The 21,725-nt window shown below is 39.2% G+C and carries 23 protein-coding genes; 3 read left to right on the forward strand and 20 right to left on the reverse strand.

Annotation, left to right across the window (positions count from 1 at the left end):
- Positions 1-113: 113 nt before the first annotated feature.
- From NE668_RS08645 to NE668_RS08735, 19 genes are all read right to left on the reverse strand, one after another.
- Positions 114-968: a purine nucleoside phosphorylase YfiH/LACC1 family protein gene (locus tag NE668_RS08645; RefSeq protein ID WP_227037392.1), complete on the reverse strand. Its 855-nt coding sequence runs from the start codon at positions 966-968 to the stop codon at positions 114-116.
- Positions 969-977: 9 nt separating this feature from the next.
- A complete protein-coding gene (locus NE668_RS08650; RefSeq protein ID WP_227037390.1) occupies positions 978-2,705 on the reverse strand; it encodes a TIGR03960 family B12-binding radical SAM protein in 1,728 nt (575 codons plus the stop codon).
- Between the two features lie 115 nt (positions 2,706-2,820).
- Positions 2,821-3,525, reverse strand: coding sequence for a DUF421 domain-containing protein (locus NE668_RS08655; protein ID WP_227037389.1), 705 nt, complete (start codon positions 3,523-3,525; stop codon positions 2,821-2,823).
- Positions 3,526-3,537: 12 nt separating this feature from the next.
- Positions 3,538-3,999: a DUF3290 family protein gene (locus NE668_RS08660; RefSeq protein WP_227037387.1), complete on the reverse strand. Its 462-nt coding sequence runs from the start codon at positions 3,997-3,999 to the stop codon at positions 3,538-3,540.
- A gap of 171 nt (positions 4,000-4,170) precedes the next feature.
- Complete coding sequence (gene ilvC, locus NE668_RS08665; RefSeq protein WP_004695212.1) at positions 4,171-5,178, reverse strand: ketol-acid reductoisomerase; 1,008 nt, start codon at positions 5,176-5,178, stop codon at positions 4,171-4,173.
- Positions 5,179-5,319: 141 nt separating this feature from the next.
- Positions 5,320-6,105 (reverse strand): ABC transporter ATP-binding protein, encoded by a 786-nt coding sequence (locus NE668_RS08670; RefSeq protein WP_227037386.1) that lies wholly within the window; start codon positions 6,103-6,105, stop codon positions 5,320-5,322.
- Positions 6,106-6,116: 11 nt separating this feature from the next.
- On the reverse strand, positions 6,117-6,605 hold the full coding sequence (gene ilvN, locus NE668_RS08675) for an acetolactate synthase small subunit (protein ID WP_004695208.1): 489 nt from the start codon (positions 6,603-6,605) through the stop codon (positions 6,117-6,119).
- Positions 6,605-8,314: a biosynthetic-type acetolactate synthase large subunit gene (gene ilvB, locus NE668_RS08680; protein WP_039965267.1), complete on the reverse strand. Its 1,710-nt coding sequence runs from the start codon at positions 8,312-8,314 to the stop codon at positions 6,605-6,607. The genes ilvN and ilvB overlap by 1 nt, the downstream gene beginning before the upstream one ends.
- An 18-nt stretch (positions 8,315-8,332) precedes the next feature.
- Positions 8,333-9,556, reverse strand: coding sequence for a threonine ammonia-lyase (ilvA, locus tag NE668_RS08685; protein ID WP_227037385.1), 1,224 nt, complete (start codon positions 9,554-9,556; stop codon positions 8,333-8,335).
- Positions 9,557-9,598: 42 nt separating this feature from the next.
- Positions 9,599-11,269, reverse strand: coding sequence for a dihydroxy-acid dehydratase (gene ilvD / locus NE668_RS08690; protein WP_008602556.1), 1,671 nt, complete (start codon positions 11,267-11,269; stop codon positions 9,599-9,601).
- 535 nt (positions 11,270-11,804) lie between these two features.
- Positions 11,805-13,208, reverse strand: coding sequence for a DASS family sodium-coupled anion symporter (locus tag NE668_RS08695; RefSeq protein ID WP_227037383.1), 1,404 nt, complete (start codon positions 13,206-13,208; stop codon positions 11,805-11,807).
- A 16-nt stretch (positions 13,209-13,224) separates the two neighbouring features.
- Entirely contained in the window at positions 13,225-13,668 is a 444-nt protein-coding gene (locus NE668_RS08700; protein ID WP_004696849.1) for a cupin domain-containing protein, read from the reverse strand.
- Positions 13,669-13,736: 68 nt separating this feature from the next.
- Entirely contained in the window at positions 13,737-14,045 is a 309-nt protein-coding gene (locus tag NE668_RS08705) for a heavy-metal-associated domain-containing protein (protein WP_021148497.1), read from the reverse strand.
- Between the two features lie 14 nt (positions 14,046-14,059).
- Positions 14,060-14,302, reverse strand: a complete 243-nt coding sequence (locus tag NE668_RS08710) for a Sec-independent protein translocase subunit TatA/TatB (RefSeq protein ID WP_004695192.1) — start codon at positions 14,300-14,302, stop codon at positions 14,060-14,062.
- A 36-nt stretch (positions 14,303-14,338) separates the two neighbouring features.
- Complete coding sequence (gene pgl, locus NE668_RS08715; protein WP_227037380.1) at positions 14,339-15,094, reverse strand: 6-phosphogluconolactonase; 756 nt, start codon at positions 15,092-15,094, stop codon at positions 14,339-14,341.
- Positions 15,095-15,264: 170 nt separating this feature from the next.
- Positions 15,265-16,056, reverse strand: a complete 792-nt coding sequence (gene fabM, locus NE668_RS08720; RefSeq protein ID WP_227037377.1) for a trans-2-decenoyl-ACP isomerase — start codon at positions 16,054-16,056, stop codon at positions 15,265-15,267.
- Positions 16,057-16,261: 205 nt separating this feature from the next.
- Positions 16,262-16,654 (reverse strand): 30S ribosomal protein S9, encoded by a 393-nt coding sequence (gene rpsI / locus NE668_RS08725; RefSeq protein ID WP_004695188.1) that lies wholly within the window; start codon positions 16,652-16,654, stop codon positions 16,262-16,264.
- A gap of 20 nt (positions 16,655-16,674) precedes the next feature.
- Positions 16,675-17,115, reverse strand: a complete 441-nt coding sequence (gene rplM / locus NE668_RS08730; RefSeq protein ID WP_227037376.1) for a 50S ribosomal protein L13 — start codon at positions 17,113-17,115, stop codon at positions 16,675-16,677.
- A gap of 157 nt (positions 17,116-17,272) precedes the next feature.
- Positions 17,273-17,650: a WapI family immunity protein gene (locus tag NE668_RS08735; RefSeq protein ID WP_227037374.1), complete on the reverse strand. Its 378-nt coding sequence runs from the start codon at positions 17,648-17,650 to the stop codon at positions 17,273-17,275.
- Positions 17,651-17,868: 218 nt separating this feature from the next.
- Between NE668_RS08735 and NE668_RS08740 the strand changes: the two genes are divergently transcribed.
- Positions 17,869-19,074, forward strand: a complete 1,206-nt coding sequence (locus NE668_RS08740) for an MFS transporter (protein ID WP_227037373.1) — start codon at positions 17,869-17,871, stop codon at positions 19,072-19,074.
- Positions 19,075-19,171: 97 nt separating this feature from the next.
- Here the strand turns inward: NE668_RS08740 and rpsD are convergent, their stop codons facing one another.
- Entirely contained in the window at positions 19,172-19,759 is a 588-nt protein-coding gene (rpsD, locus tag NE668_RS08745) for a 30S ribosomal protein S4 (RefSeq protein ID WP_004695181.1), read from the reverse strand.
- A 297-nt stretch (positions 19,760-20,056) separates the two neighbouring features.
- Between rpsD and NE668_RS08750 the strand changes: the two genes are divergently transcribed.
- Together NE668_RS08750 and NE668_RS08755 are read left to right on the forward strand one after the other, a co-directional pair.
- Complete coding sequence (locus NE668_RS08750; RefSeq protein ID WP_004695178.1) at positions 20,057-20,956, forward strand: LysR family transcriptional regulator; 900 nt, start codon at positions 20,057-20,059, stop codon at positions 20,954-20,956.
- 155 nt (positions 20,957-21,111) lie between these two features.
- Complete coding sequence (locus NE668_RS08755; RefSeq protein WP_008714961.1) at positions 21,112-21,435, forward strand: YnfA family protein; 324 nt, start codon at positions 21,112-21,114, stop codon at positions 21,433-21,435.
- The last annotated feature ends 290 nt before the right edge of the window (positions 21,436-21,725 follow it).

Consider the following 21,725-nt stretch of genomic DNA (forward strand, 5'->3'; position numbering starts at 1 on the left):
ATATAGTATTTAGGGTCAAATGTACATGATTTAGGGCTTATTCCCTCCACAAATCCAAGCATGTATATACTCAAAATATCATACTTTATTATGATTCCTGTGAAAGTCGAATTTTATCGGTCTTGTAACATCGCAAATAAGGCCATGCGACCTGTTAGACCTGCCTCTCGACGATAGGAATAACAGTCTACTTCACTTACACTATCGGTACCACCAATCGTGATATTCTCTGAAGGAACGCCATTTACAATGAGATCCTCACCAATAAAGTTCCATAAATTGATATAAGCCTTGTCTAGTTTGTCGCCAGGATAATTGACAACATCAGATGCATCTCGGTCTGTCATATCTCTCCAGGCTAATTCAAAACGTTTGCCTAGTTCTACATCTACTTCAAAGGACTCTGGTCCAATACTAGGTCCAAGATATATATAGCAGTCTTTGAACTCAGTTCCATAAGTCTCTTTCATGGCCTCAATAGTAAGTACTGGTAAGCGGCCAATGGCACCACGCCAGCCTGCATGTACCGTAGCAATCGCATGATGTTTGGCATCGTAAATGCCTACGCCAACGCAATCTGCAGTGAACAGAAATAATGGCACATGAGGTAGATTTGTAAATACCGCATCACAATCATCGATGGCCGTATCTTCTCCAAAAGCACCGGCCCCAATAAGGTCTTCAGTGATTTCTACAGCCTTTAAACCATGGACTTGATTGCCACAAGAAATACGATTGGGGTCTACACCTAAATGGTCAGCAACAATAGCTCGATTTTCTCGTACGTTCTGAGCTTCATCGCCTACATGAAAAGCTAGATTTAATGATTCATAAGGGGCTTTAGATACGCCACCATGACGATAGGTATCGCCCATTACAATAGGAAATCGATCACTCCAGCTTGGCTTCTCATAAGACCATATACCATGAGGACCTTTCACATCTATACGTTTTACAGATTGATTCATCTGTTCCTCCTATTTACAAACGCCGCAGCGTTTACAACCTGCTGCACATGGAGGTGTATATGCTTCATCGAGGGATCTTTGCCATTCCATTTCAAGATAACCCTCCTGCATACCCATATCTAAATGGCTCCACGGTAAGAATTCATCAAAACTGCGTTCACGATAATTCATATCGTCCATATCCAGGCCAGCCGCCTTCATTTCGGACTTAAAAGATTTACTGCCCCGATCTGCAGCACATGCTGCAATAACAGCACCTAAACGACGATCTCCACGAGCAAGAACCCCTTGAATATATGCCTCTTTAGGGGACTCTACAAGAACCTCAATGCGGCGATTCTTTTGCAATGCTTTCTTTATATATTGTAATTTTTTCTCCACCGTTTTTTGATTATCCATGGCCATCCATTGAAATGGTGTAAAAGGCTTAGGAATAAACGGATTAATACTGAGCGTCAAACGACCTTTACAGCCTACTTTTTCCATATGAGCCTGTGTTCTCTCCGCAAGGCCTACAATAGCCTCAATGTCTTCATCGGTTTCCGTTGGCAGCCCAATCATAATATATAAGCGCATATGCTGAATACCTGACTTTGCAGATAAGGTGGCTGCATTTTGTAAATGCTCTTCACTGATACCCTTATTAATGACGCGACGCAACCGTTCACTACCCGTTTCTGGGGCAATGGTAATAGTCTTTTGTCCACTGTCTGCTAGTCCATCCACCACGGCTTGTGTTAACGAGTCAGCCCGCAAGGATGCACAAGAATAGCGCATATCTTTAGAGCGAATATAATTAACGAGTTCATCTACCTCAGGATAATCCGAGATAGCAGCGCCCATGAGGCCCACCTTTTTACCAAGCTTTTCTGCACGCTCTACGCCTTCTTTCAAAATGTCTAAAGGACGTACACGCGGTACGCGGAAGCAATACCCAGCCATACAGAAGCGACAGTGTCGACCACAACCACGGGCTACTTCGATGATATACATAGCGCCAAATTCAGTATAATTCGTAGCCACTACCGTTTCACCACCGCTAGTAAGCATTTCAAAGTGACGTTTAATCCTCTTAGGCACGCCTTCTGCAATATCATAGCCTTTAAATTCACCGTCTTCACTGTAAATCGGCACATATAAGGATGGTACATACACGCCCGATACATCCGCTAATTGACGTAAAATAGTATGGCGATCCAAGCCTTCCATTTTTCCATCTCGAATGATATCTAGTACGCGACTGACGATACCTTCCCCTTCACCGATGATGAAAGCATCGATAAAGTCGGCAAAAGGCTCAGGGTTAAAGGTCGCACAAGGGCCCCCTGCAATAACGATAGGGTCAAATTCGGTACGATCTTTTCCCATGATAGGTACACGGCCATGGCGCAACATCAAGGGAATATGGAAATAATCCATTTCAAAGGTGACATCAAAAGCAACTACATCAAATTGATGCATAGGCCTTTGTGTTTCAACGCTCATAAGCGGAGTCTTAGTCTTATCGTAAGCTTCTAATTCCTTTTTCTCAGGCAAGAAGATTCGTTCGCAGACGCTATCATTTCGTAAATTGATTTCCTCATAAATGATATGAAGTCCAAGATTACTCATGCCCACAAAGTATGTATTCGGATAAACGATAGCTACTTTTTGTCCTGCATGAGGATTTACTGTTACCCGACTGTCTTCATCTTTATATAATTCTTGTAATCGATCAATTAAATCTTTACGATTCACTAATTTCCTTTCTATATAAGCCCACTACGAATAGTGGGCTTAATAAAAACTAAATACTATGTATCTATTATTAAAATGTTAATAGATTTATACGTTTCATATTCCAAGCTATATATTAAGGCTTTAATTTGCTCTTAGTCTTATTTTTTATAGAGCTTACTAAATTAGGTCTCTCTCTTTTATCATAAGGATATACAACAACTTTACCATCTTTATATTCTGCAATATATATATCCTTAACAGAGTATCCTTGAGCTTGGATTTCTTGTTCAAGCCACTCTCTATCTTTTTCAATTACATCGAGGATAAACTGATTAATTTGACCATCATCGATAAGATCAAATCGGATATTATCTTCACCGAATTGAACCACGTTGAGCTGACCGTTTTGCTCCAATACGGCACGCTTAACATCCGTAACATATTGAACACCGGCAGCACGAAGTTTTAATTTAAGTTCAGCCGCTTGTATACCATAACGCATACATTCTTCTGTTAGAATATGACCTTTTTCGATTACTATAACTGGATGACCATCAAGAATTGCTTTAAAAATACGAAGATTCCCTTTTAAAAACTTAAGAGTCATTACGAGGATAGTCCATAAAATAAGAACTAACATAAACTGTAAAATGCCAATTTGATCATTGTAAATAATGGCACCGATAATACCACCAAGTACGTAGTTTTGCAATTGATCTAAAGCAGAGGTTGGGGCTAAATTGCCCTTACCCATTAAATTGATTTGTAGAATAATCGCCAAAAGACCGATGGCGAGTTTTGTAAAGACCATCCCATAGACGGCCATAGCTTCTGTCATATGTGGTCCTCCTTATGGTAATGCATCCTCTTTATCATGAATTCGATCTATAGGACTTACCTTATAAACACGTGTAATAGTATAGGTTGAAAATTCTGGATTAAATTGAACCTCATAGTAAGCATCACTTACTTTTAAAATCATACCATTACGAATCTTTAAGGAGTTAACCGCCAATTGGTCGCTCGGTACGGAACGATCCGAACTAAAAGAATGTAAAAATTGAGCCATTCGAGAGGAATCCTCAGAATAGGTTTTCATCCGATTATACTCTTGATACTCGAGTCCCAAGAAAAATACTACAATCAAGGACAAGATAACCATCAAATCACGATAGCGGCTAGTAAAGCCATTGCGCAATACTTGTACGCCCAACACGAGTAAGGCTAATAGAACCGCTACAATTATAATAAATCCCCATGTCTGACCAGCCGTAGCCTGACTTTCAACATAGGCTAATGTGTAAAAATCCATATTACACTCCTTTCAAACATTGTTTTTATTATATCATATTTTATTGCAAATTTTTCGATATAGCTCTATATAAGCCTATAAAAATTTAAGCAGATAAAAAAGCGGCCCCACAGGGACCGCTTTCAGTAAATATAGTATAGTATATAACAAGAAATTACCTAAATAATACTCTTATTTTAACCAGCTCATCAAGTTGCGAAGTTCTGCGCCAACTGGTTCAATTGGATGATTAGCAGCTGCTTCACGATGTTCTTTAAGGAATTTTTGACCATTTTTAGAATCTGCTAAGAATTCATCAGCAAATTTACCAGATTGAATATCCGCCAAGATTTGTTCCATAGCTTTTTTAGTATCTGCAGTGATTACGCGAGGACCTGCATGGTAATCGCCGTATTCAGCAGTGTTGGAGATGGAGTGGCGCATTTTTTGGAAGCCACCTTCGTAGATAAGATCTACGATTAATTTCATTTCATGCAAGCATTCGAAGTAAGCGTTAACAGGTTCATAACCAGCTTCAGTTAATACTTCAAAGCCAGTTTTTATCAACTCAGTAACACCACCGCACAATACAGCTTGTTCACCAAAGAGGTCAGTTTCAGTTTCGGATTTGAAGTTAGTTTCCAAAATACCAGAACGGCCACCACCGATACCAGATGCCCATGCTAATGCCACTTCTTCAGTATCGCCAGATGGGTCTTTTTCTACAGCGTACAAGCAAGGAACGCCAGAACCTTCTTGGTATGTACGACGAACTAAATGACCAGGACCTTTAGGAGCTACCATGAATACATTGATGTCTTCACGAGGTACGATTTTACCAAAGTGAATGTTAAAGCCATGAGCAAATGCCAAGTACGCACCTTGTTTCAAGTTTGGAGCAATATCTTGTGCATATACGTCTGCTTGCAATTCGTCTGGAATCAATACCATAACGATATCAGCGCCTTTAACGGCTTCTGCAGTTTCTTTTACTGTAAGACCTGCTTCTTCAGCCGCTTTCCAGCTAGAAGAACCACCACGAAGACCAATTGTTACGTCCATACCATTTTCTTTCAAGTTCAATGCATGAGCATGACCTTGGGAACCATAACCTAACACTGTAATTTTTTTGCCTTCCAATTTGCTTAAATTACAATCTGCATCATAATAAACTGTAGTACCTAAAATTTTACCTGCCATATTAGACAACCTCCAAACATATTCAATAGAATATAGATTATATATACTGTACACAATCTAACAAATTTTTGCAAGATGTGGCGTACATTAATTTAGTATCAGCAAGCCAAGTTTTAAGCCTCTGATAAAAAAAATTGATAACTACCGAACCATCACCCATGGACGATCATCTTTCCATACAACTTGTACGGAAAGTCCAAAGACATCAGATAAAATATCATCAGTTAGTACCTTGTGTTTAGGACCTGCATGAATCATCTTGCCCTCTCGCAAGATAGCTACATGAGTAATAAACGGTAGTATCTCTTCAATTTGATGTGACACATAGATAATCGGTGTCTGCTGCTCAGCTACCAAAGTAGATACGGTGCGTAAAAACTGCTCCCTCGCTGGTAAGTCCAAACCAGAGCAAGGCTCATCCAAAATCAATAATTCTGGATTTGCCATAATAGACCTCGCTAACAATACCCGGCGCTGTTCGCCAGCAGATAAGGTTCGAAAACGATGACCTTCCAAATAGTCTAGTCCAAATTCAGATAATAATTGCATACCTCGTTGACGCACCTCAGGTGCTACCTCTTGGTATATACCAATGCTACTAAATGCACCAGAAATAACAATATCTTCAACGACTTGTTTATCCAAGGTTGACTGAAATTGTCCAAGCACAGAGCTAACAAATCCTAGTCTAGCCTTGATTTTGGGCCACGCATATTTACCAAATTCCTTACCAAACCCACGCAAAGTACCCGTTGTGGGAATTTGATAAGCAGGTATCATGCTGAGTAGCGTTGATTTACCAGCCCCATTAAGCCCTAATAAGGCCCAATGTTCACCGTCCTCTATATGCCAATTTACATTATCTAAAATAGATCTACCATCACGGCGAAAGCAGACATTTTCATAATGGAGTAATTCACGCCCCACGTTATCAACTCCTACATTTTTTCTCCGCGGCTCATAGCGGTGATACCTGTTTTAGCAATTTCAAGAATACCATAAGTTTCCATAATTTGAATGAAGCCACGTAATTTTTCTACACTACCAATGACTTCAATGATCATAGATGTAGGAGAAATATCTAACACATTACCACGATATACATCGGCAATCTGTACTATTTGTGATCTTGTGGAAGCAGATGCTTTTACCTTGATAAGCATTAACTCACGGCATACCACATCATGATCTTCAAACACTTTAACCTTAACAACATCGATAAGCTTGTAGATTTGTTTTTGCACTTGATCGAGAATTCGGTCATCGGCCTCTACAGTAATAGTAATACGTGCATAACCTGGCTGATTTGTAATGCCAGATGTCATTTTTGTAACGTTAAAGCCACGACGGTTAAAGAGTGCCAAAATACGTGTACCAATACCTGGTGCATTTTTTGCAATGATTAAGACTTGATGTTCTTTCGCCATTATAGCACCCCTTTCTTACCCATCATACCGCTTATCGTGCCGCCTGCTGGAATCATTGGTAATACATTATCCTCTCGTTCAACGCGACAATCCAAGACAATGCTTTCATCCGATGTAATGTATGATTTAAATTCTTTGTTGAAAGTTTCAACATTATCTAGACGCGCTGCTTTCAAGTCAAATGCATCTGCGAGTTTCACGAAGTTCGGACTCACTTCCAAATCTACATAGGAGTAGCGTCTATCATTGAAGATTTCTTGCCATTGACGAACCATACCAAGATAGCCGTTGTTAATAATAATAATCTTGATTGGCAAATTATATTGGCGAACCATCATGAGCTCTTCACAAGTCATTTGGAACCCACCATCACCGACAACAAGGATAACTTGCTTCTTAGGCGCCCCTACTTGAGCCCCAATAGCCGCCGGCAAACCATACCCCATGGTACCCGCACCGCCAGAGGTAACGATAGTATGAGGTTTTTTATGAGTTAAGAATTGAGCCGCCCACATTTGATGTTGACCGACGTCACTTACGATTATGGCATCTTCCTTGGCAATCTTATTAAGCTCAGATAACACATATTGTGCATGCAATACATCATTTTTAGACTCAGGGATTACCATAGGGTATTCCGCTTGCCATTCTCGGATTTGCTCAAGCCACGCTTCATGAGTTGTAGGTTCTACAAGAGCATTAAGCTCCGTTAATACCTGTTTTAAATCCCCTACGATAGGCACATTGATTGTAACATTCTTATCAATTTCAGCTGGGTCGATATCAATATGGATGATTTTAGCTTTTTTACAGAAGAAATCTGGATGGCCTGTGATGCGGTCATGGAAACGAATCCCTGCAGCAATCACGAGATCTGCCTCATCTGTACTATTATTAGCTGCAACAGAACCGTGCATACCAACCATACCAAGAGCCAATTCGTGATCTCCTGGGAAACCACCAAGACCAACTAATGTATTCGTCACCGGAATTTGAGCCTTTTCAGCTAATTCTTTAAGCTCATCCATAGCACCAGACTTTAATACGCCTGCCCCAGCAATGATAAGTGGACGCTTTGCATTTTTGATGAGAGTAGCTGCTTTTTTGATTTGACCTTGATGACCTTTATAGGTTGGATCATAGCCTTCAAGATGAATAGGTACTTCGTACAATTTGTTGTATTCCGCCATGGATATTTTCTCGGTTTGAATATCCTTCGGAATATCGATAAGTACAGGGCCTGGGCGACCTGTGCCAGCAATAAAGTACGCCTCTTTAATGATGCGAGGCAAATCATGAATATCTTGAACAAGATAGTTATGCTTGGTTATAGGCATCGTAATACCTTGGATATCCGCCTCTTGAAAAGAGTCCTTACCGATAAAGGGCCGGCCAACCTGACCTGTAATGGCCACCATAGGTACGGAATCCATGTACGCAGTCATAATACCTGTTACAAGATTCGTTGCACCAGGACCAGACGTAGCAAGACATACACCTACGCGACCAGATACGCGAGCATAACCATCTGCTGCATGTGCAGCACCTTGTTCATGACGAACAAAGTAATGTTTAATTTCAGGGAAGCTATATATTTCATCATAAATTGGAATTACCGCGCCACCTGGATAGCCGAACATATCGGTTACACCAAGGCGATGCAATGTTTCAAGGACAATGCGTGCCCCATTGATTGTTTCTGCGCTCATAGGAACCCTTTCACCCAGCTATTCAGACAATATCTCGCTGGAATTTAAACGTTTAATAATGTAGCCATTATGTTTGAAAGTATCAATAATGTGTTGGATGTGCTCTTCACCATTTGTTTCTACCGTTACTTGCAATTCCACTTCATGGAAACGGTCAAGGTTTTTGAACTGATTATGGTCAAGTTTAATAACATTTGCATCTGCATCGGCTAACATTTGAGATACAGCCACTAACTGGCCTGGTTTATCAGGAAGGTTAACGGAGAAAGTAAAGATACGACCACGTACGACAAGACCTTTATTAATCATAGAGGAAATGGTAAGTACGTCGATATTACCTCCACTGACAATGGCTACAACCTTTTTACCTGTGCAGTTCAATTTTCTAAGACCTGCCAATGGTAAAATACCGGAATTTTCTGCTACTAATTTATGTTTTTCAACAAGCAACAGGAATGCTTCCATCAATTCGTAGTCTGAAACAGTAATAATGTCATCTACATATTGCTTGATATATTCTAATGTAGTTTCCCCAATTTGGCGTACTGCCGTACCATCTGCAATCGTCGCTACTTCATCGAGTGGTACCGGATGATCAGCCTTTAATGCAGCGATTGCACTTGCGGCACCTTCAGGCTCTACACCGATAATCTTAACGCGCGGATTTTTTAACTTTGCCGCTGCCGCAATACCAGATACGATACCACCGCCCCCAACAGGAACAAGCAATACATCTGCATCAGGAAGTTCATCGAGAACCTCGAGAGCAATTGTCCCTTGCCCTTCAATTACATCTTCATCATCGAAGGGATGGACGAACACATAACCATGTTCTTGTTGGAGTTCCATCGCTTTTTGGCAAGCTTCATCATAGATCTCACCATGTAATACGACATCTGCGCCGTACTGTTTTGTTGCATTAACCTTTATAAGAGGCGTGTGTTTCGGCATAACAATAGTCGCTTTAATGCCAAGGCGTTTCGCAGCAAGGGCCACGCCTTGTGCATGATTACCAGCAGACGCAGCGATAACACCGCGCGCCTTTTCCTCTTCTGTCAGCTTTGCAATTTTATTATAAGCTCCACGAACCTTAAAAGAGCCTGTTATTTGCAAGTTTTCTGGCTTGATATATACATCATTTTCGCACTCGTCAGAAAACACATCGCTGTGAAGCAATTTCGTTTTCACCGTGATTGTGCTTAATCGCTCTCGAGCCTCCATAAAATCATATAATTTGTGCATGTACACTATCTCCTCTAGTTAGTATTAAATGAAAGTCTAGTATTAGTCTTCAAATACTTCGATAGCACCTTGTGCAGCAGAGGATACGTGAAGAGCGTATTTTTTAAGATATCCAGTTACATTGGATTTGAACGGTTTCAATGCAGCTTTACGACGAGTGATTTCATCATCAGATACAGCTAGTTCCAATTTACCGTTTGGAATATCGATGTTGATAATATCACCATTTTCAACGATAGCAATGGTACCGCCTGCAGCTGCTTCTGGAGATACATGTCCGATGGATGCACCACGAGTAGCACCGGAGAAGCGTCCATCTGTCAACAATGCTACATCTTTATCTAGACCCATACCGGCAATCATAGATGTTGGAGTCAACATTTCACGCATACCAGGACCGCCTTTAGGGCCTTCGTAACGGATAACTACAACATCACCTTTCACGATTTTACCGCCTGTAATAGCTTCAACCGCTTCTTCTTCACTGTTGAATACCTTTGCTGGACCAGAGTGAACAAGCATATCTGCATCTACGGCACCGGCTTTTACAACGGAACCATCTACAGCAAGGTTACCTTTAAGAACCGCGATACCACCAGTTTCATGTACTGGATTATCCCATGGGTGAATAACATCTTCATCCACAACATGAGCTGCCGCTGCAATTTCACCTTGTGTTTTAAGAGCAACAGTTTTGCAATCTGTATGAAGGCGACCATTTTCTGCTAAACGTTTCAACACGGCAGATACACCACCTGCAGCGTACAAGTCTTCAATGAAGTATACGCCAGATGGAGATAATTTAGATAATTGAGGTGTATTTTGAGCGATGCGATCAAAATCGTCTAAGGATAATGGTACACCTGCTTCGTGAGCAATAGCCGGTAAATGAAGCGCCGTATTAGAGGAACCGCCCAAAGCCATATCAAGAGCTACCGCATTTTCAAAGGCTTCACGAGTCATAATATCTTTAGGGCGAAGGTTTGCTTTTAATATCTCTACCGCTTGCATACCAGCTAACTTAGCTAAACGCAAACGTTCAGAATATACCGCTGGAATTGTACCATTGCCTGGAAGGCCCATACCGAGAGCTTCTGTTAAACAGTTCATTGTATTTGCTGTATACATACCAGAGCAAGAGCCACATGTAGGACATGCCGTATTTTCGATATCAGCTAACTCAGCATCATCCATTTCACCAGTTTGATGTTTGCCTACGGCCTCGAATACGTCGGACAAACCAATCTTTTTACCTTTATGTACACCAGCGAGCATAGCCCCACCAGACACGAATACAGATGGGATATTAAGGCGCGCAGCTGCAATCAACATGCCTGGCACCACCTTATCACAGTTTGGAATGAATACCATCGCATCGAATGGTGTAGCCATAGCAGTAGCTTCGATGGAGTCAGCAATGATATTACGTGTAACTAAGGAGTATTTCATGCCGATATGGTTCATTGCTAAACCATCGCAAATACCGATAGTATTGAACTCGATTGGCACACCACCTGCGTTGCGGATACCGTCTTTTACGGCTTGTACAATATTTTTCAGGCCTACGTGACCAGGGATGATTTCATTGAAAGAATTGGCAATACCGATGACGGGTCTACCCATTTCTTCATCAACAAAACCTAGAGCTTTTAGTAAAGATCTGTGTGGTGCACGTGCTACGCCTGTTTTCAAATTGTCACTTCTACAACTCATGTTAATCTCCTCACTTTTGAAAGCATCCACTTGGACAGCTTTCACGACGCATAAAAAAAGACGATTCCAATGAATCGTCTTAAAAGTTTACAAATGATATTCCTTTTGTTTACAGAATTCCTATATACATAAATAATCCTATGTACCCCTTGGAAAATATACACATAAGAAACAAACCATATAGTCAAATCTTATTGATTGTATATTAAACCATTCGCGGAACTTCTAAGACAAAAACGTGTTAAGTTGTTATTCATAATTCGAATGTCATTAATAATCACGACTAGCGCAATAATCAATAAGCTAATGACTAAACCTAACATGTTTCCTCCTAAAATATTCTGTAATATTAATCACGGAATAATAATAACACGTTATATTATCCCGCGCAAGATAATTCACAATAAATTCTATAGATTCATCATAGTTTTTTTATGAAGTTCACCATACCCAAAAACTATAGCAAACCTAGTAAGGTATAAAAAATATAGATATAACAAGAAAAATCCCTCACCGTAGTGAGGGATTAAATATATTATAGGATACCAAAGAGCCACATACCAAAGGTGCCGCCCCAGAAATGAATGAGGAAGCTCACCACAGAGATAGCAAGGCCTACGCGCCACCACGTACCTTGTGGCACATAGCCAGCACCGAAGAAGATCGGTGTTACACCCGAACTATAGTGAGTCAATGTACAACCAGGACTGTTCATCAAACCAAAGAGCAATATCGTAAACGGAATAGGAGCCCCCATCGCCACTAAAATGGCTGCAAAGGCGGAGAACAAAGCTGTAATACGCGCCGTGCCACTGGCAAAGAAATACTGAGAGTACACAAAGGTAGCAGAAATGATAAAGGACGCCCAGAACCAATCGAAGCCAGCTAAATGTTGACTTACAAAATCTGCAAAGACAGCTACTACACCGAGTTTGCCAAGCAGCCCAGCCATGCCTACAAGCGTACCCATCCAGATGAGGATATCCCAACCGGTGCGTTCACCCAAAATATCCTCCCACGTAAGAGAGCCAGTCACAACACACGCCAGAACCCCCATCATCGCTACTACTGTAGGATGAAGCTTAGTCCAAATTGCTGTAGCCCAAAGTAAGATACAAAGAACAAAAATAATGGCAACAGAAATTTCGGCCTTCGTAATAGGTCCAAGAGCATCTAGTTCTTTTTGAGCCATTACTGCAGCCTCTGGTGTTTCCTTGATTTCTGGTGGATAGATTTTATAGATAAACCAAGGCATCAAAATCATACAAATCACACCAGGAATCACACCGGCTTGGAACCATTCCCACCAAGATATATCATAGCCAAACAGTTTAGCACCTAAGGACGTAATAAGCAAGTTACCACTACATGCAGTCAAGAAGATCGTTACTGTAATGGTGTTAATAGTATGTGCCGTCGTCATCAAGTACGCCCCAATGCGGCGAGCCGTATTACCATATGGTTCAGAGTCAAATGCTAAGGAAATATTTTGTACGATGGGGAATACGATACCACCACCACGCGCCGTATTAGATGGTGTAGCTGGAGAAATAATCAAATCCGTACAAGCCAAAGCATAAGCAAGCTTTAAAGAGCTTGTGCCAAAGGAGCGAATCAAGGTGTACGCAATACGCTTACCAAGGCCAGAATTAATAATACCTCGTGAAAAGAATACGGCTGCTACGATAAGCCACACATTCGCCTCTGCATAGCCACCTAGTGCCTGAACCATAGTAATGGAGTTAGTGGCTACGGCTACAACAATACCAAAAAGAGCCATAATGCCCGTTGGCCAAGGTCGCAAGATAAAGCCCACAATAGTAGCCGTAAAGATAGCTAATAAATGCCAACCTTCAGGCTTGATTGCCTCTGTATGAGGTAAAAACCAAATGACGAGGCCCACTAAAACGGTAAGGGCCGCTCGTGTAAAAGTATTCATAGAACCTCCACCAGACTCAACAACTTTCCAAGAATTCTTTGATTTTAGGATTTGCTCGTAACATTTCCATCTCTTCAGGGGATAATAATTTCACCTTATCCCGGTCTTGATTTACCAAGCAAAGAAAACCAATATAATCGCCCTTATTAGCACGGAACTGATGAATTGTTTTGCCTGGAATTTCGATAAAATCACCAGCTTCTACATCGTGGATTTCATCGCCCAATAAGACTTGCCCCTTGCCGCGAAATATCATAACCATATGCGTATGATCGTGATACTCCAAGGTAGAATATCCCCCTGGCAAACATTCAAAATAGCGGAATTGACACGGAATATCATAAGCACCATCGTATAATACTTGACGTGTTACATCTTTAAAAGGACTACCATCTTGCTTATATACCAAGGTTTCGATACCGTCCCACTTAAAATTTTTAGCATCAAACTTACGTATCATCATATTACCTCTTTAAACAAAAAAGGGCTGCATCGAAACAAGGTTTCAATACAGCTCCATCGGTTCGATTATTTGAAGAGACGTTTCAAAGTGCCTAGTAATCCATGACTATGTTTTTGTACACCGTCTGCAACGCCTGCCACTTCAAAGCCAGTTCGTTCAATGGCTTTTGTAATAACTTCTACAGATGCTTTTGTTGGATCAAAAGAAACAGTAGCAGTCTTTTCTGGCAAATCTACTTCTGCACTTAATACGCCAGGCAAACCTAGAGATGCACCTTCAACTGTTTCTTTACAGTTGTTGCACATCATCCCCGGTACGGTAAATACCTTTGTTACAACGCCATTATCTTCGCCACAACCACAATCTTTACACATAGTGTTACCTCCTATTAATCGTTAGCTTCTTTATGTTTATCGTCGTTCTTAGCCCCTGCTGTCACATCGATAGTAGTCGCTTTCTTAACGGCTTCTTTCGTTTCATCAACAGCCTTTTTAGGCCCCGAAATGGCATCTTTAAACTCATTGATGCCTTTACCAATAGCTTTACCGACTTCAGGCAATTTACCAGGTCCGAAGATAACTAGAGCAATCACTAATATAACTATTAATTCAGGTGTTCCTATAGACCCCATATGTATCTCCTTTATCTTTACTACTACTTATACTCTTTAGTGTACATCATCATAGGCTGCCTTGTCCACATACCAGGTCATAGCTTCTTGTGAAAGCACCGCTCCAGGTAGTACACGACCAATTCGTTTTTCCCAAGGTAAATCCTCGTAATCTTCGCGTTGATACAATACCTTTGTCAATGCAATTCGCTTACTTTCACCAGTTACGGTAAACCAAATCGCATCAGATTTTGCCAAGAACGAAAAGGTCATAGAAATACGTTCCCATACCTTTCCATCCTCAACGGCTACCACCTCTTGATCTGTGACACGCAATGCATGAGAACCTGCAAATAGGCCGGCTGTATGACCATCTTCACCAAGATCGAGCAATGCCAAATCTAGACCACTTTTTTTACAAGCCTTGAGAACATTCTTAACCTCTTTCTCGTATTCCGCTGCCGCTTCTATTACAGTTTTAGAATCTGTATTGATTGGCAAGAAATGAGCCGCCCCTTTCGCCTTACACAACAAGTAAGGTTTCACGCGATTGAAGTAATTATCCTCATGAGATTGCGGCAAGAATCGCTCATCAGTCCACACAAAGAATATGCGTTCCCAATTGAGGCGTTCAATATATTCTGGGGAATTAAGCAATTCTAATAAACCATTAATAACAGTCCCGCCCGTAATACCAACAACACACGTTTCAGTGCGATTGATTTCCTCGTTGGTGAAAGCAATAAAATCCTCTGCTAATGCTTTAACTACATCGCTAGGGCTGTCATAACATTTAATTGTATCTTGAGCCATGTAATAATGACCTCCTAAAACTATTTCAATAGTTCTATTATATACACTTTTTCTGTGTAATGAAAGCAAAACCGATGTAACTCAATAGTTGGAGCCACATCGGTTCTAATTATATTTGTATTTTCTTATGAATTACAGGAAATTCCATTCCGTATATTCATAAATCAATATTATTGTTGACCAAATTTAGGACGGCGACGCTCTGTAAACGCACGGACTCCTTCTTTGAAGTCCTCTGAAAGACCTAATTTACATTGGTTTTCTACTTCAAACTTCTTGTACTCTTCCCAACCTGCTAAGAAGCTATTCCACATCATTTCCTTCATAACGCGGTAAGATTGTGCAGGCCCTTTTGCCAATTTTTCAACGAGGCGTCTTGTAGCTGTCTCTAAATCTTCTAATTCACAAACCTTATACACAAAGCCCAGTTCCTTCCCCTTTTCAGCAGATACGGCTTCTCCAGTCATGACAATATGCATAGCACGGTTCATACCAATAGAACGCGTCAACAAGAATAAACCGCCCGCATCAGGAGCAAGGCCTACATTTACGAAGGCTTGAATAAAACGTACATTGTTAGCCGCCACGACAAAATCTGCCGCTAAAGCCATATTGAAGGCAGCACCTGCCGCAGCCCCTTGAAGGCTCATGATAACAGGTTTTGGTAACTTCTTCATAGCCATAGAAATCTCAGCTACTAGCTCAACGATTTCAAATAAAGACTCAGTATCCCCTTCGTTTACAGCGCGCTCCATCTCTGTTAAATCGCCACCCGCAGAGAATACCTTCCCCTCTGCATTGATAAGCAACGCACGAACACTTTCATCATTATGAGCCTTATTTAAGACCTCAAGGATCTCCTTGCACATCTCGATATTAAAACCATTGGCTACTGTTGGACGATTAAAGGTCAAAGTACCAATGCCGTTGTCCACTACGTACTGAATTGTATTATAAATCATATGAGTTCTCCTATATGAAAATCTATTTTCGAAAAAATTCGATTATATCTCTATTATAGGAGAATTAAATGTCTGTGTAAATGATAGAATTAAATAATCCTATGAATTAAAACTTAAGATAAATATAATCTAAGTTAAAAACTATATATGATGCAAAAACACCTGCAGACATTGTCTGCAGGTGTAATATCCTGTATTCCAAATATTAACGTTTGGAGAATTGGCTTGCTTTGCGGGCTTTTTTAAGACCGTATTTTTTACGTTCTTTCATACGTGGGTCACGAGTCAAGAAGCCAGCTTTTTTCAAAGATTGACGAAGTTCGCCATCTACGTCCAATAACGCACGGGAGATACCGTGACGAATTGCACCAGCTTGACCGGAAGGACCACCACCAGCTACAGTTGCGATAACATCGTATTGTTCAACTGTGTTAGTCAAGTTCAAAGGTTGTTTTACGATCAATTCCAAAGTTTGGCGACCGAAATAATCATTAAGTTCACGTTTGTTAACAGTGATTTTACCTGTTCCCGGTACCAGACGAACTCTAGCAACGGAAGATTTTCTACGACCAGTGCCGTAATATTGTGCTACTGCCATTATATATTCCTCCCTCTAGATTATCGTACGGAAATTTCTAACACTTCTGGTTTTTGAGCTGTATGTGGATGCTCAGGACCAGCGTATACGTTTAATTTACGGTATTGTTGTGCACCCAATTTGTTTTTTGGAAGCATGCCACGAACTGCCATTTCAACAACACGTTCAGGTTGTTTTTCAAGCATCATGGACAATTTAGTGAAACGGGAACCACCTGGGTAACCAGAGTGACGGAAGTATTCCTTTTGTTCCAATTTTTTACCAGTTACGCGAATTTTTTCAGCGTTTACAACGATCACATGGTCACCAGTGTCTACGTGTGGTGTGAAAGTTGGTTTATTTTTGCCCCGAAGAACTTTTGCAACTTCGGCAGCAAGGCGTCCTAAAGTTTTACCTTCAGCGTCAACAACATACCATTTCCGTTCGATTGTGTTCGGATTGGCCATATATGTAGTTTTCATGCTGCTTATCCTCCTAATAACGTCATAATTCTACCAAAATCAGCTTGTCCTTTGCTTCCGGGGCTAATGGAAACACGACTAAAGCTTACTCAAAATAGTATACAGATTTTATGGGTTTGTGTCAATTAAAATTTAGCAGTTATATGCTGTCATCAAATTATTTTTTTAGTATAGAATTACATTTCTGTATTACCTCATTCAATACGGTCTGATCAGTATTAAGAAGAAGTTTAACCCAATTATCACGCCAACTGCCTCCTAATTGAGCTTCTACTTTTATCTGTCCATATGATTTACATATAATATGGACATAATCATCCGAATCATCATAAGCAATACGAACGTCTCCATCTAATGTTATATATATTAATTTGAGTTGACTGATTAATTCTCTAAATTCATTTACAGTATAAACAAATGTACCTCGACCAGAAAAGTCTCCACTTTTTATATATACACTAAAAGCTATACACTCTTCCCAAGGCTCAACATCTGCAAAATATTTTTCTTCTAACTCAACACGTATAAAATCCATTAGTATCTCCTCTAAATAATAAAAATGAATAGTTCCCTTTATTATCTTTCATTAGCAGAAACCTACTTATATTACATATTACTTTATATTGTGCAGGAAATTTATATATTTATATAGAATTATGAATATATAATATCAGAAATTGATAAAAGTTTAGTTTAGATTGTGTAAAACAATACATATTATATCTGTACTTCTATAATCTAGGAGATGATAATATGAATCTAGAAAATAAAAACTCATTTCTCTTAAATAGTGCTCTATTTTTTTCAACAATGGGAAGCACAGCAACAACACTAGGCTTTATAACATATATATTTAATACCACCCACAGTCCCTTTAATACAGGGGCAGTTACGATAGCAACATTATTAGTTGGAATGTTATTAGGCCCATTTTTAGGGATACTGGTCAAAGAAAAAGGCTTAATGTGGTCTATGGTAGTTCCTGAAATAGTTTCGGGTTTTATATTATTAATTTTTGTTTTCATAGATAACCTTTATCTAGTATATATCATAGCTTTTCTTATAGGTTTTAATAATAAAATTTTAGGAATCGCTAGACTTTCTTTTATACCTAATATTACAAATGATCTAGTCAAATTTAATGCACTGCTCCGGTCTATTAATCGTTTTGCATTGATAAGTGGTTCCTTATTATTTAGCGTTATAATTAATTACTCTTTAACGATGGTATTCGTTATTGATGCAATTACTTATATTATTTCAGCCTACCTACTTTATCGATTAAATAGAAATGTAAAAATACAATCACACTCAACTATCTCCCAAAAAACTATTAGACAAAGCATATACGACCGAATTCAACTTTTAATAAAGGGATATAAATTATTATTCCTAAATAAAAAAATTAATTTTATAGTTTATTTGGGTATATTAGCTAGAATATTTTATATGTGTATTCCGATTCTACTATTAATATTTATTAAAGATATCTTACATTTAACTGATAGTCAGTATGGATATACGCAAACAATCTCTAGATCAGCATCATTCATTGTTTTTGGAATTCTTGCTAAATATTTTACCATTAACTTAGCAACGAGTTTTAAAAAAGTTTTGTTCCCTCTTTTTATACTATATGGAGGAAGTATTTTTTGCATAGGCTATATAGAAACAATAGAACAACTTTATATTCTATATAGTATATCTGAAATATTATTATTTACAGCCGTTGTTTTAGTTCATGCATATATACAATCTATTTTTTCACAGGAAGAGTTAACATTAGCTAGCGGTTCTGTAAGTACAGGCTTCTCTATTGGATCAATATTATCAATAACTATATTTACAAACTTAGCAAATATATTACCGCTACATAATATATTTTTTATATGTGGACTGGGGATAATTATAAGCACAGTTATTATAATAGGCTATACTCGATTAAATCAAGAAAGATAGATTTTATGATAATTATTTGATTTACCCTTTTATAAATAATACACACATAATATATAAAAAACCCGCAGTGCATAGCACTGCGGGCAATAGCGCCAAATTATTTGGAGTACAATTCGACGATAAGTGTTTCGTTAACTTCGATAGGAAGTTCTTCACGTTGAGGAAGACGAGTGAAAGTAGCTTTGAAGCCTTCCAAGTCTTTTTCAATGTAAGGAAGTTCGAAAGAACGAAGTTCTTGGAAGTTAGTTTTGAACATTTCGTTGTCACGAGATGCTTCGCGTAATTCGATTACATCGCCTGGTTTGCAGGAGAAGGAAGGAATGTCTACGCGACGACCGTTTACCAAGATGTGGCCATGGTTTACCATTTGACGAGCTTGACGAATGGAGTTACCGAAACCGATGCGATATACAAGGTTATCAAGGCGTTGTTCCAAAAGGATCAACATGTTTTGACCTGTAACACCTTGCATTTTTTTCGCTTTATCATAATAGCGTACGAACTGGCGTTCTAGCAAGTTGTAGTAAGCTTTAACTTTTTGTTTTTCTAATAATTGTGTGCCATACTCAGACATTTTCTTCTGACGTTGGTCTTTTTTGACGCGATTCAAGGCTTTTGCGTGACCGAATACGTTCACACCAAAGCGACGACAAAGTTTGAATCGAGCCTCTCTTCTCGTTGCCATGTGATTATCACCTCATAAGATTAAAATAAACTTGTACCTACACATAATGGTACCCAAGTATAATATCATTTTCATCTAGTTATGTCAATTATTGATACTTGTGAAAGTCATTGAAATAAGTGCATAATCACAATTTTTAATTACACTTTTTTACGATAATACTACTCACTATATCGATTGTGCATGTTTCATCATATTTTATAGATTTAGATGAAAAATCAATTATAGTATGCTACAATATGAATAAGTAAGGTAATAGGTATCATTGGAGTCTTATGTCTAAGTTGGGGGAATAACATGAAAGAGTTACCTACAATGCAAGAGCTACAAAGTTTTATTACCTATAATAAAACAGGAAGCTTTACATTAGCTGCACAATCTATGAATATTACACAATCAGCTTTCAGCGCTCAAATGAAAAAATTAGAGCGTTTAGTTGGTGTGAAATTAATCTCCCGTTCTACAAGAGGTAGCCGTTTAACACCAGAAGGTGAGTTATTCCTACCAGAAGCAGAACAAGTTCTCGACACATTGGAACGCGCTATCCAATCCATTCGTTTGGCTAGCAAGGTTGAACGCCCAATTCTAAATATTGGCGTATTACGTAGTCTTGGGGATATCCGTCTAAACGGTTACGTTTCCCACTTTTTCCAAAACCATCCTGAATTCTCTGTTAGTATTTACGATATGGAAGAAGAAGAATTGATGCTCGACTTGCGAGAAAACCGCATCGATATTGCATTACTCTATTTACCAAATAATAAGGATATGTCCGCATACGAATCCACCGCGCTTAGAGAAGACGAATTTGTATACTATGCACCAAACTTAGTGAACGGTATGGAAACAGCCAGTTTAAAAGCTATCCAGCAACAACCACTGCTCATGTATCCACCTAAATACTTTATGTATCGCACATTAAAAAACTATGTTGGGAACGGTCAACAAAACCTACATATCCGCGGTAGCCGTCTATCCAATCCATATACAATGATCGACTACTGTCAAAAGAATAAATCTGGTTGCATCGTAGCACGCCAAATTTTAAGTTCTTTAAACATCAACGATGGCTTTGTGCCTTTAGAAAAACCATTCAAACTACAAGTGTGCTTCGCATTTAAGAAGAATAATTCTAAAACAGAAACTATGCATACCTTCATGGATTATGTACAAAGCGAATCACCACCACGTTTATAATAAAACTACTAGAACCCCGTATACCTTTTGGTGTACGGGGTTTTACTATAAACAACAAATGACCTATCTATGCAAAACAATTGCCCTCTCTTGTCCTAAGTTGTAAAATAGAGAATAGATTTCAATTAATATAGTAAGAATACAGTGAGGTTACTATGCTCTTATCTATTCTATTCTTTATACTAGCAGGACTTGCGGAAATCGGTGGCGGCTATCTCGTATGGCTCTACATGCGTGACGACAAAGGACCTATTTACCTGATCGCAGGTGCATTTATACTATTTTTATACGGTATTATCCCTACCTTCCAACCAGAAGCTAGCTTTGGTAAGGTATATGCAGCATACGGCGGCGTATTCATTGCCCTCTCTATTCTATGGGGCTGGCTTGTGGACGGCTTACGACCAGATACGTACGATATCATCGGCGGCCTTGTATGTCTCGTAGGTGTATATATCATCATGTATGCGCCACGTTAAATATGTAGTTTCCAGATATAACTATAATAAAATTTATATTTTTTAGATATAACAATAACTAACTATATATTTTGAAAGTACAACCATAGCAACTATATATTTTTTACATAAAACTATATAAGCATTACAGCAAAAGGAGTACAACTATAACAGTTGTACTCCTTTATTTATCTACATGACCATATGTATTTTTTACATACTAAAAAAACGGCTATCCGAAGATAACCGTTTGCTTTGGTGGACGATGACAGGATCGAACTGCCGACATCCTGCTTGTAAGGCAGGCGCTC

It is taken from the genome of Veillonella parvula, assembly GCF_024461875.1.
GTDB classification, from domain to species: Bacteria; Bacillota; Negativicutes; order Veillonellales; family Veillonellaceae; genus Veillonella; species Veillonella parvula_I.

Coding starts and splice junctions, on each gene's coding strand:
- NE668_RS08710 (WP_004695192.1), bottom strand. CDS start 14,302: ATGGGGTCTATAGGAACACCTGAATTAATAGTTATATTAGTGATTGCT.
- ilvA (WP_227037385.1), bottom strand. CDS start 9,556: ATGCACAAATTATATGATTTTATGGAGGCTCGAGAGCGATTAAGCACA.
- rpsI (WP_004695188.1), bottom strand. CDS start 16,654: ATGGCAGTAGCACAATATTACGGCACTGGTCGTAGAAAATCTTCCGTT.
- rpsD (WP_004695181.1), bottom strand. CDS start 19,759: ATGGCAACGAGAAGAGAGGCTCGATTCAAACTTTGTCGTCGCTTTGGT.
- NE668_RS08700 (WP_004696849.1), bottom strand. CDS start 13,668: ATGATACGTAAGTTTGATGCTAAAAATTTTAAGTGGGACGGTATCGAA.
- ilvB (WP_039965267.1), bottom strand. CDS start 8,314: ATGAGCGCAGAAACAATCAATGGGGCACGCATTGTCCTTGAAACATTG.
- NE668_RS08755 (WP_008714961.1), top strand. CDS start 21,112: ATGCTCTTATCTATTCTATTCTTTATACTAGCAGGACTTGCGGAAATC.
- NE668_RS08655 (WP_227037389.1), bottom strand. CDS start 3,525: ATGACAGAAGCTATGGCCGTCTATGGGATGGTCTTTACAAAACTCGCC.
- NE668_RS08735 (WP_227037374.1), bottom strand. CDS start 17,650: ATGGATTTTATACGTGTTGAGTTAGAAGAAAAATATTTTGCAGATGTT.
- NE668_RS08645 (WP_227037392.1), bottom strand. CDS start 968: ATGAATCAATCTGTAAAACGTATAGATGTGAAAGGTCCTCATGGTATA.
- ilvD (WP_008602556.1), bottom strand. CDS start 11,269: ATGAGTTGTAGAAGTGACAATTTGAAAACAGGCGTAGCACGTGCACCA.
- NE668_RS08695 (WP_227037383.1), bottom strand. CDS start 13,208: ATGAATACTTTTACACGAGCGGCCCTTACCGTTTTAGTGGGCCTCGTC.
- ilvN (WP_004695208.1), bottom strand. CDS start 6,605: ATGGCGAAAGAACATCAAGTCTTAATCATTGCAAAAAATGCACCAGGT.
- ilvC (WP_004695212.1), bottom strand. CDS start 5,178: ATGGCAGGTAAAATTTTAGGTACTACAGTTTATTATGATGCAGATTGT.
- NE668_RS08750 (WP_004695178.1), top strand. CDS start 20,057: ATGAAAGAGTTACCTACAATGCAAGAGCTACAAAGTTTTATTACCTAT.
- NE668_RS08740 (WP_227037373.1), top strand. CDS start 17,869: ATGAATCTAGAAAATAAAAACTCATTTCTCTTAAATAGTGCTCTATTT.
- fabM (WP_227037377.1), bottom strand. CDS start 16,056: ATGATTTATAATACAATTCAGTACGTAGTGGACAACGGCATTGGTACT.
- NE668_RS08705 (WP_021148497.1), bottom strand. CDS start 14,045: ATGTGTAAAGATTGTGGTTGTGGCGAAGATAATGGCGTTGTAACAAAG.
- pgl (WP_227037380.1), bottom strand. CDS start 15,094: ATGGCTCAAGATACAATTAAATGTTATGACAGCCCTAGCGATGTAGTT.
- rplM (WP_227037376.1), bottom strand. CDS start 17,115: ATGAAAACTACATATATGGCCAATCCGAACACAATCGAACGGAAATGG.
- NE668_RS08660 (WP_227037387.1), bottom strand. CDS start 3,999: ATGGATTTTTACACATTAGCCTATGTTGAAAGTCAGGCTACGGCTGGT.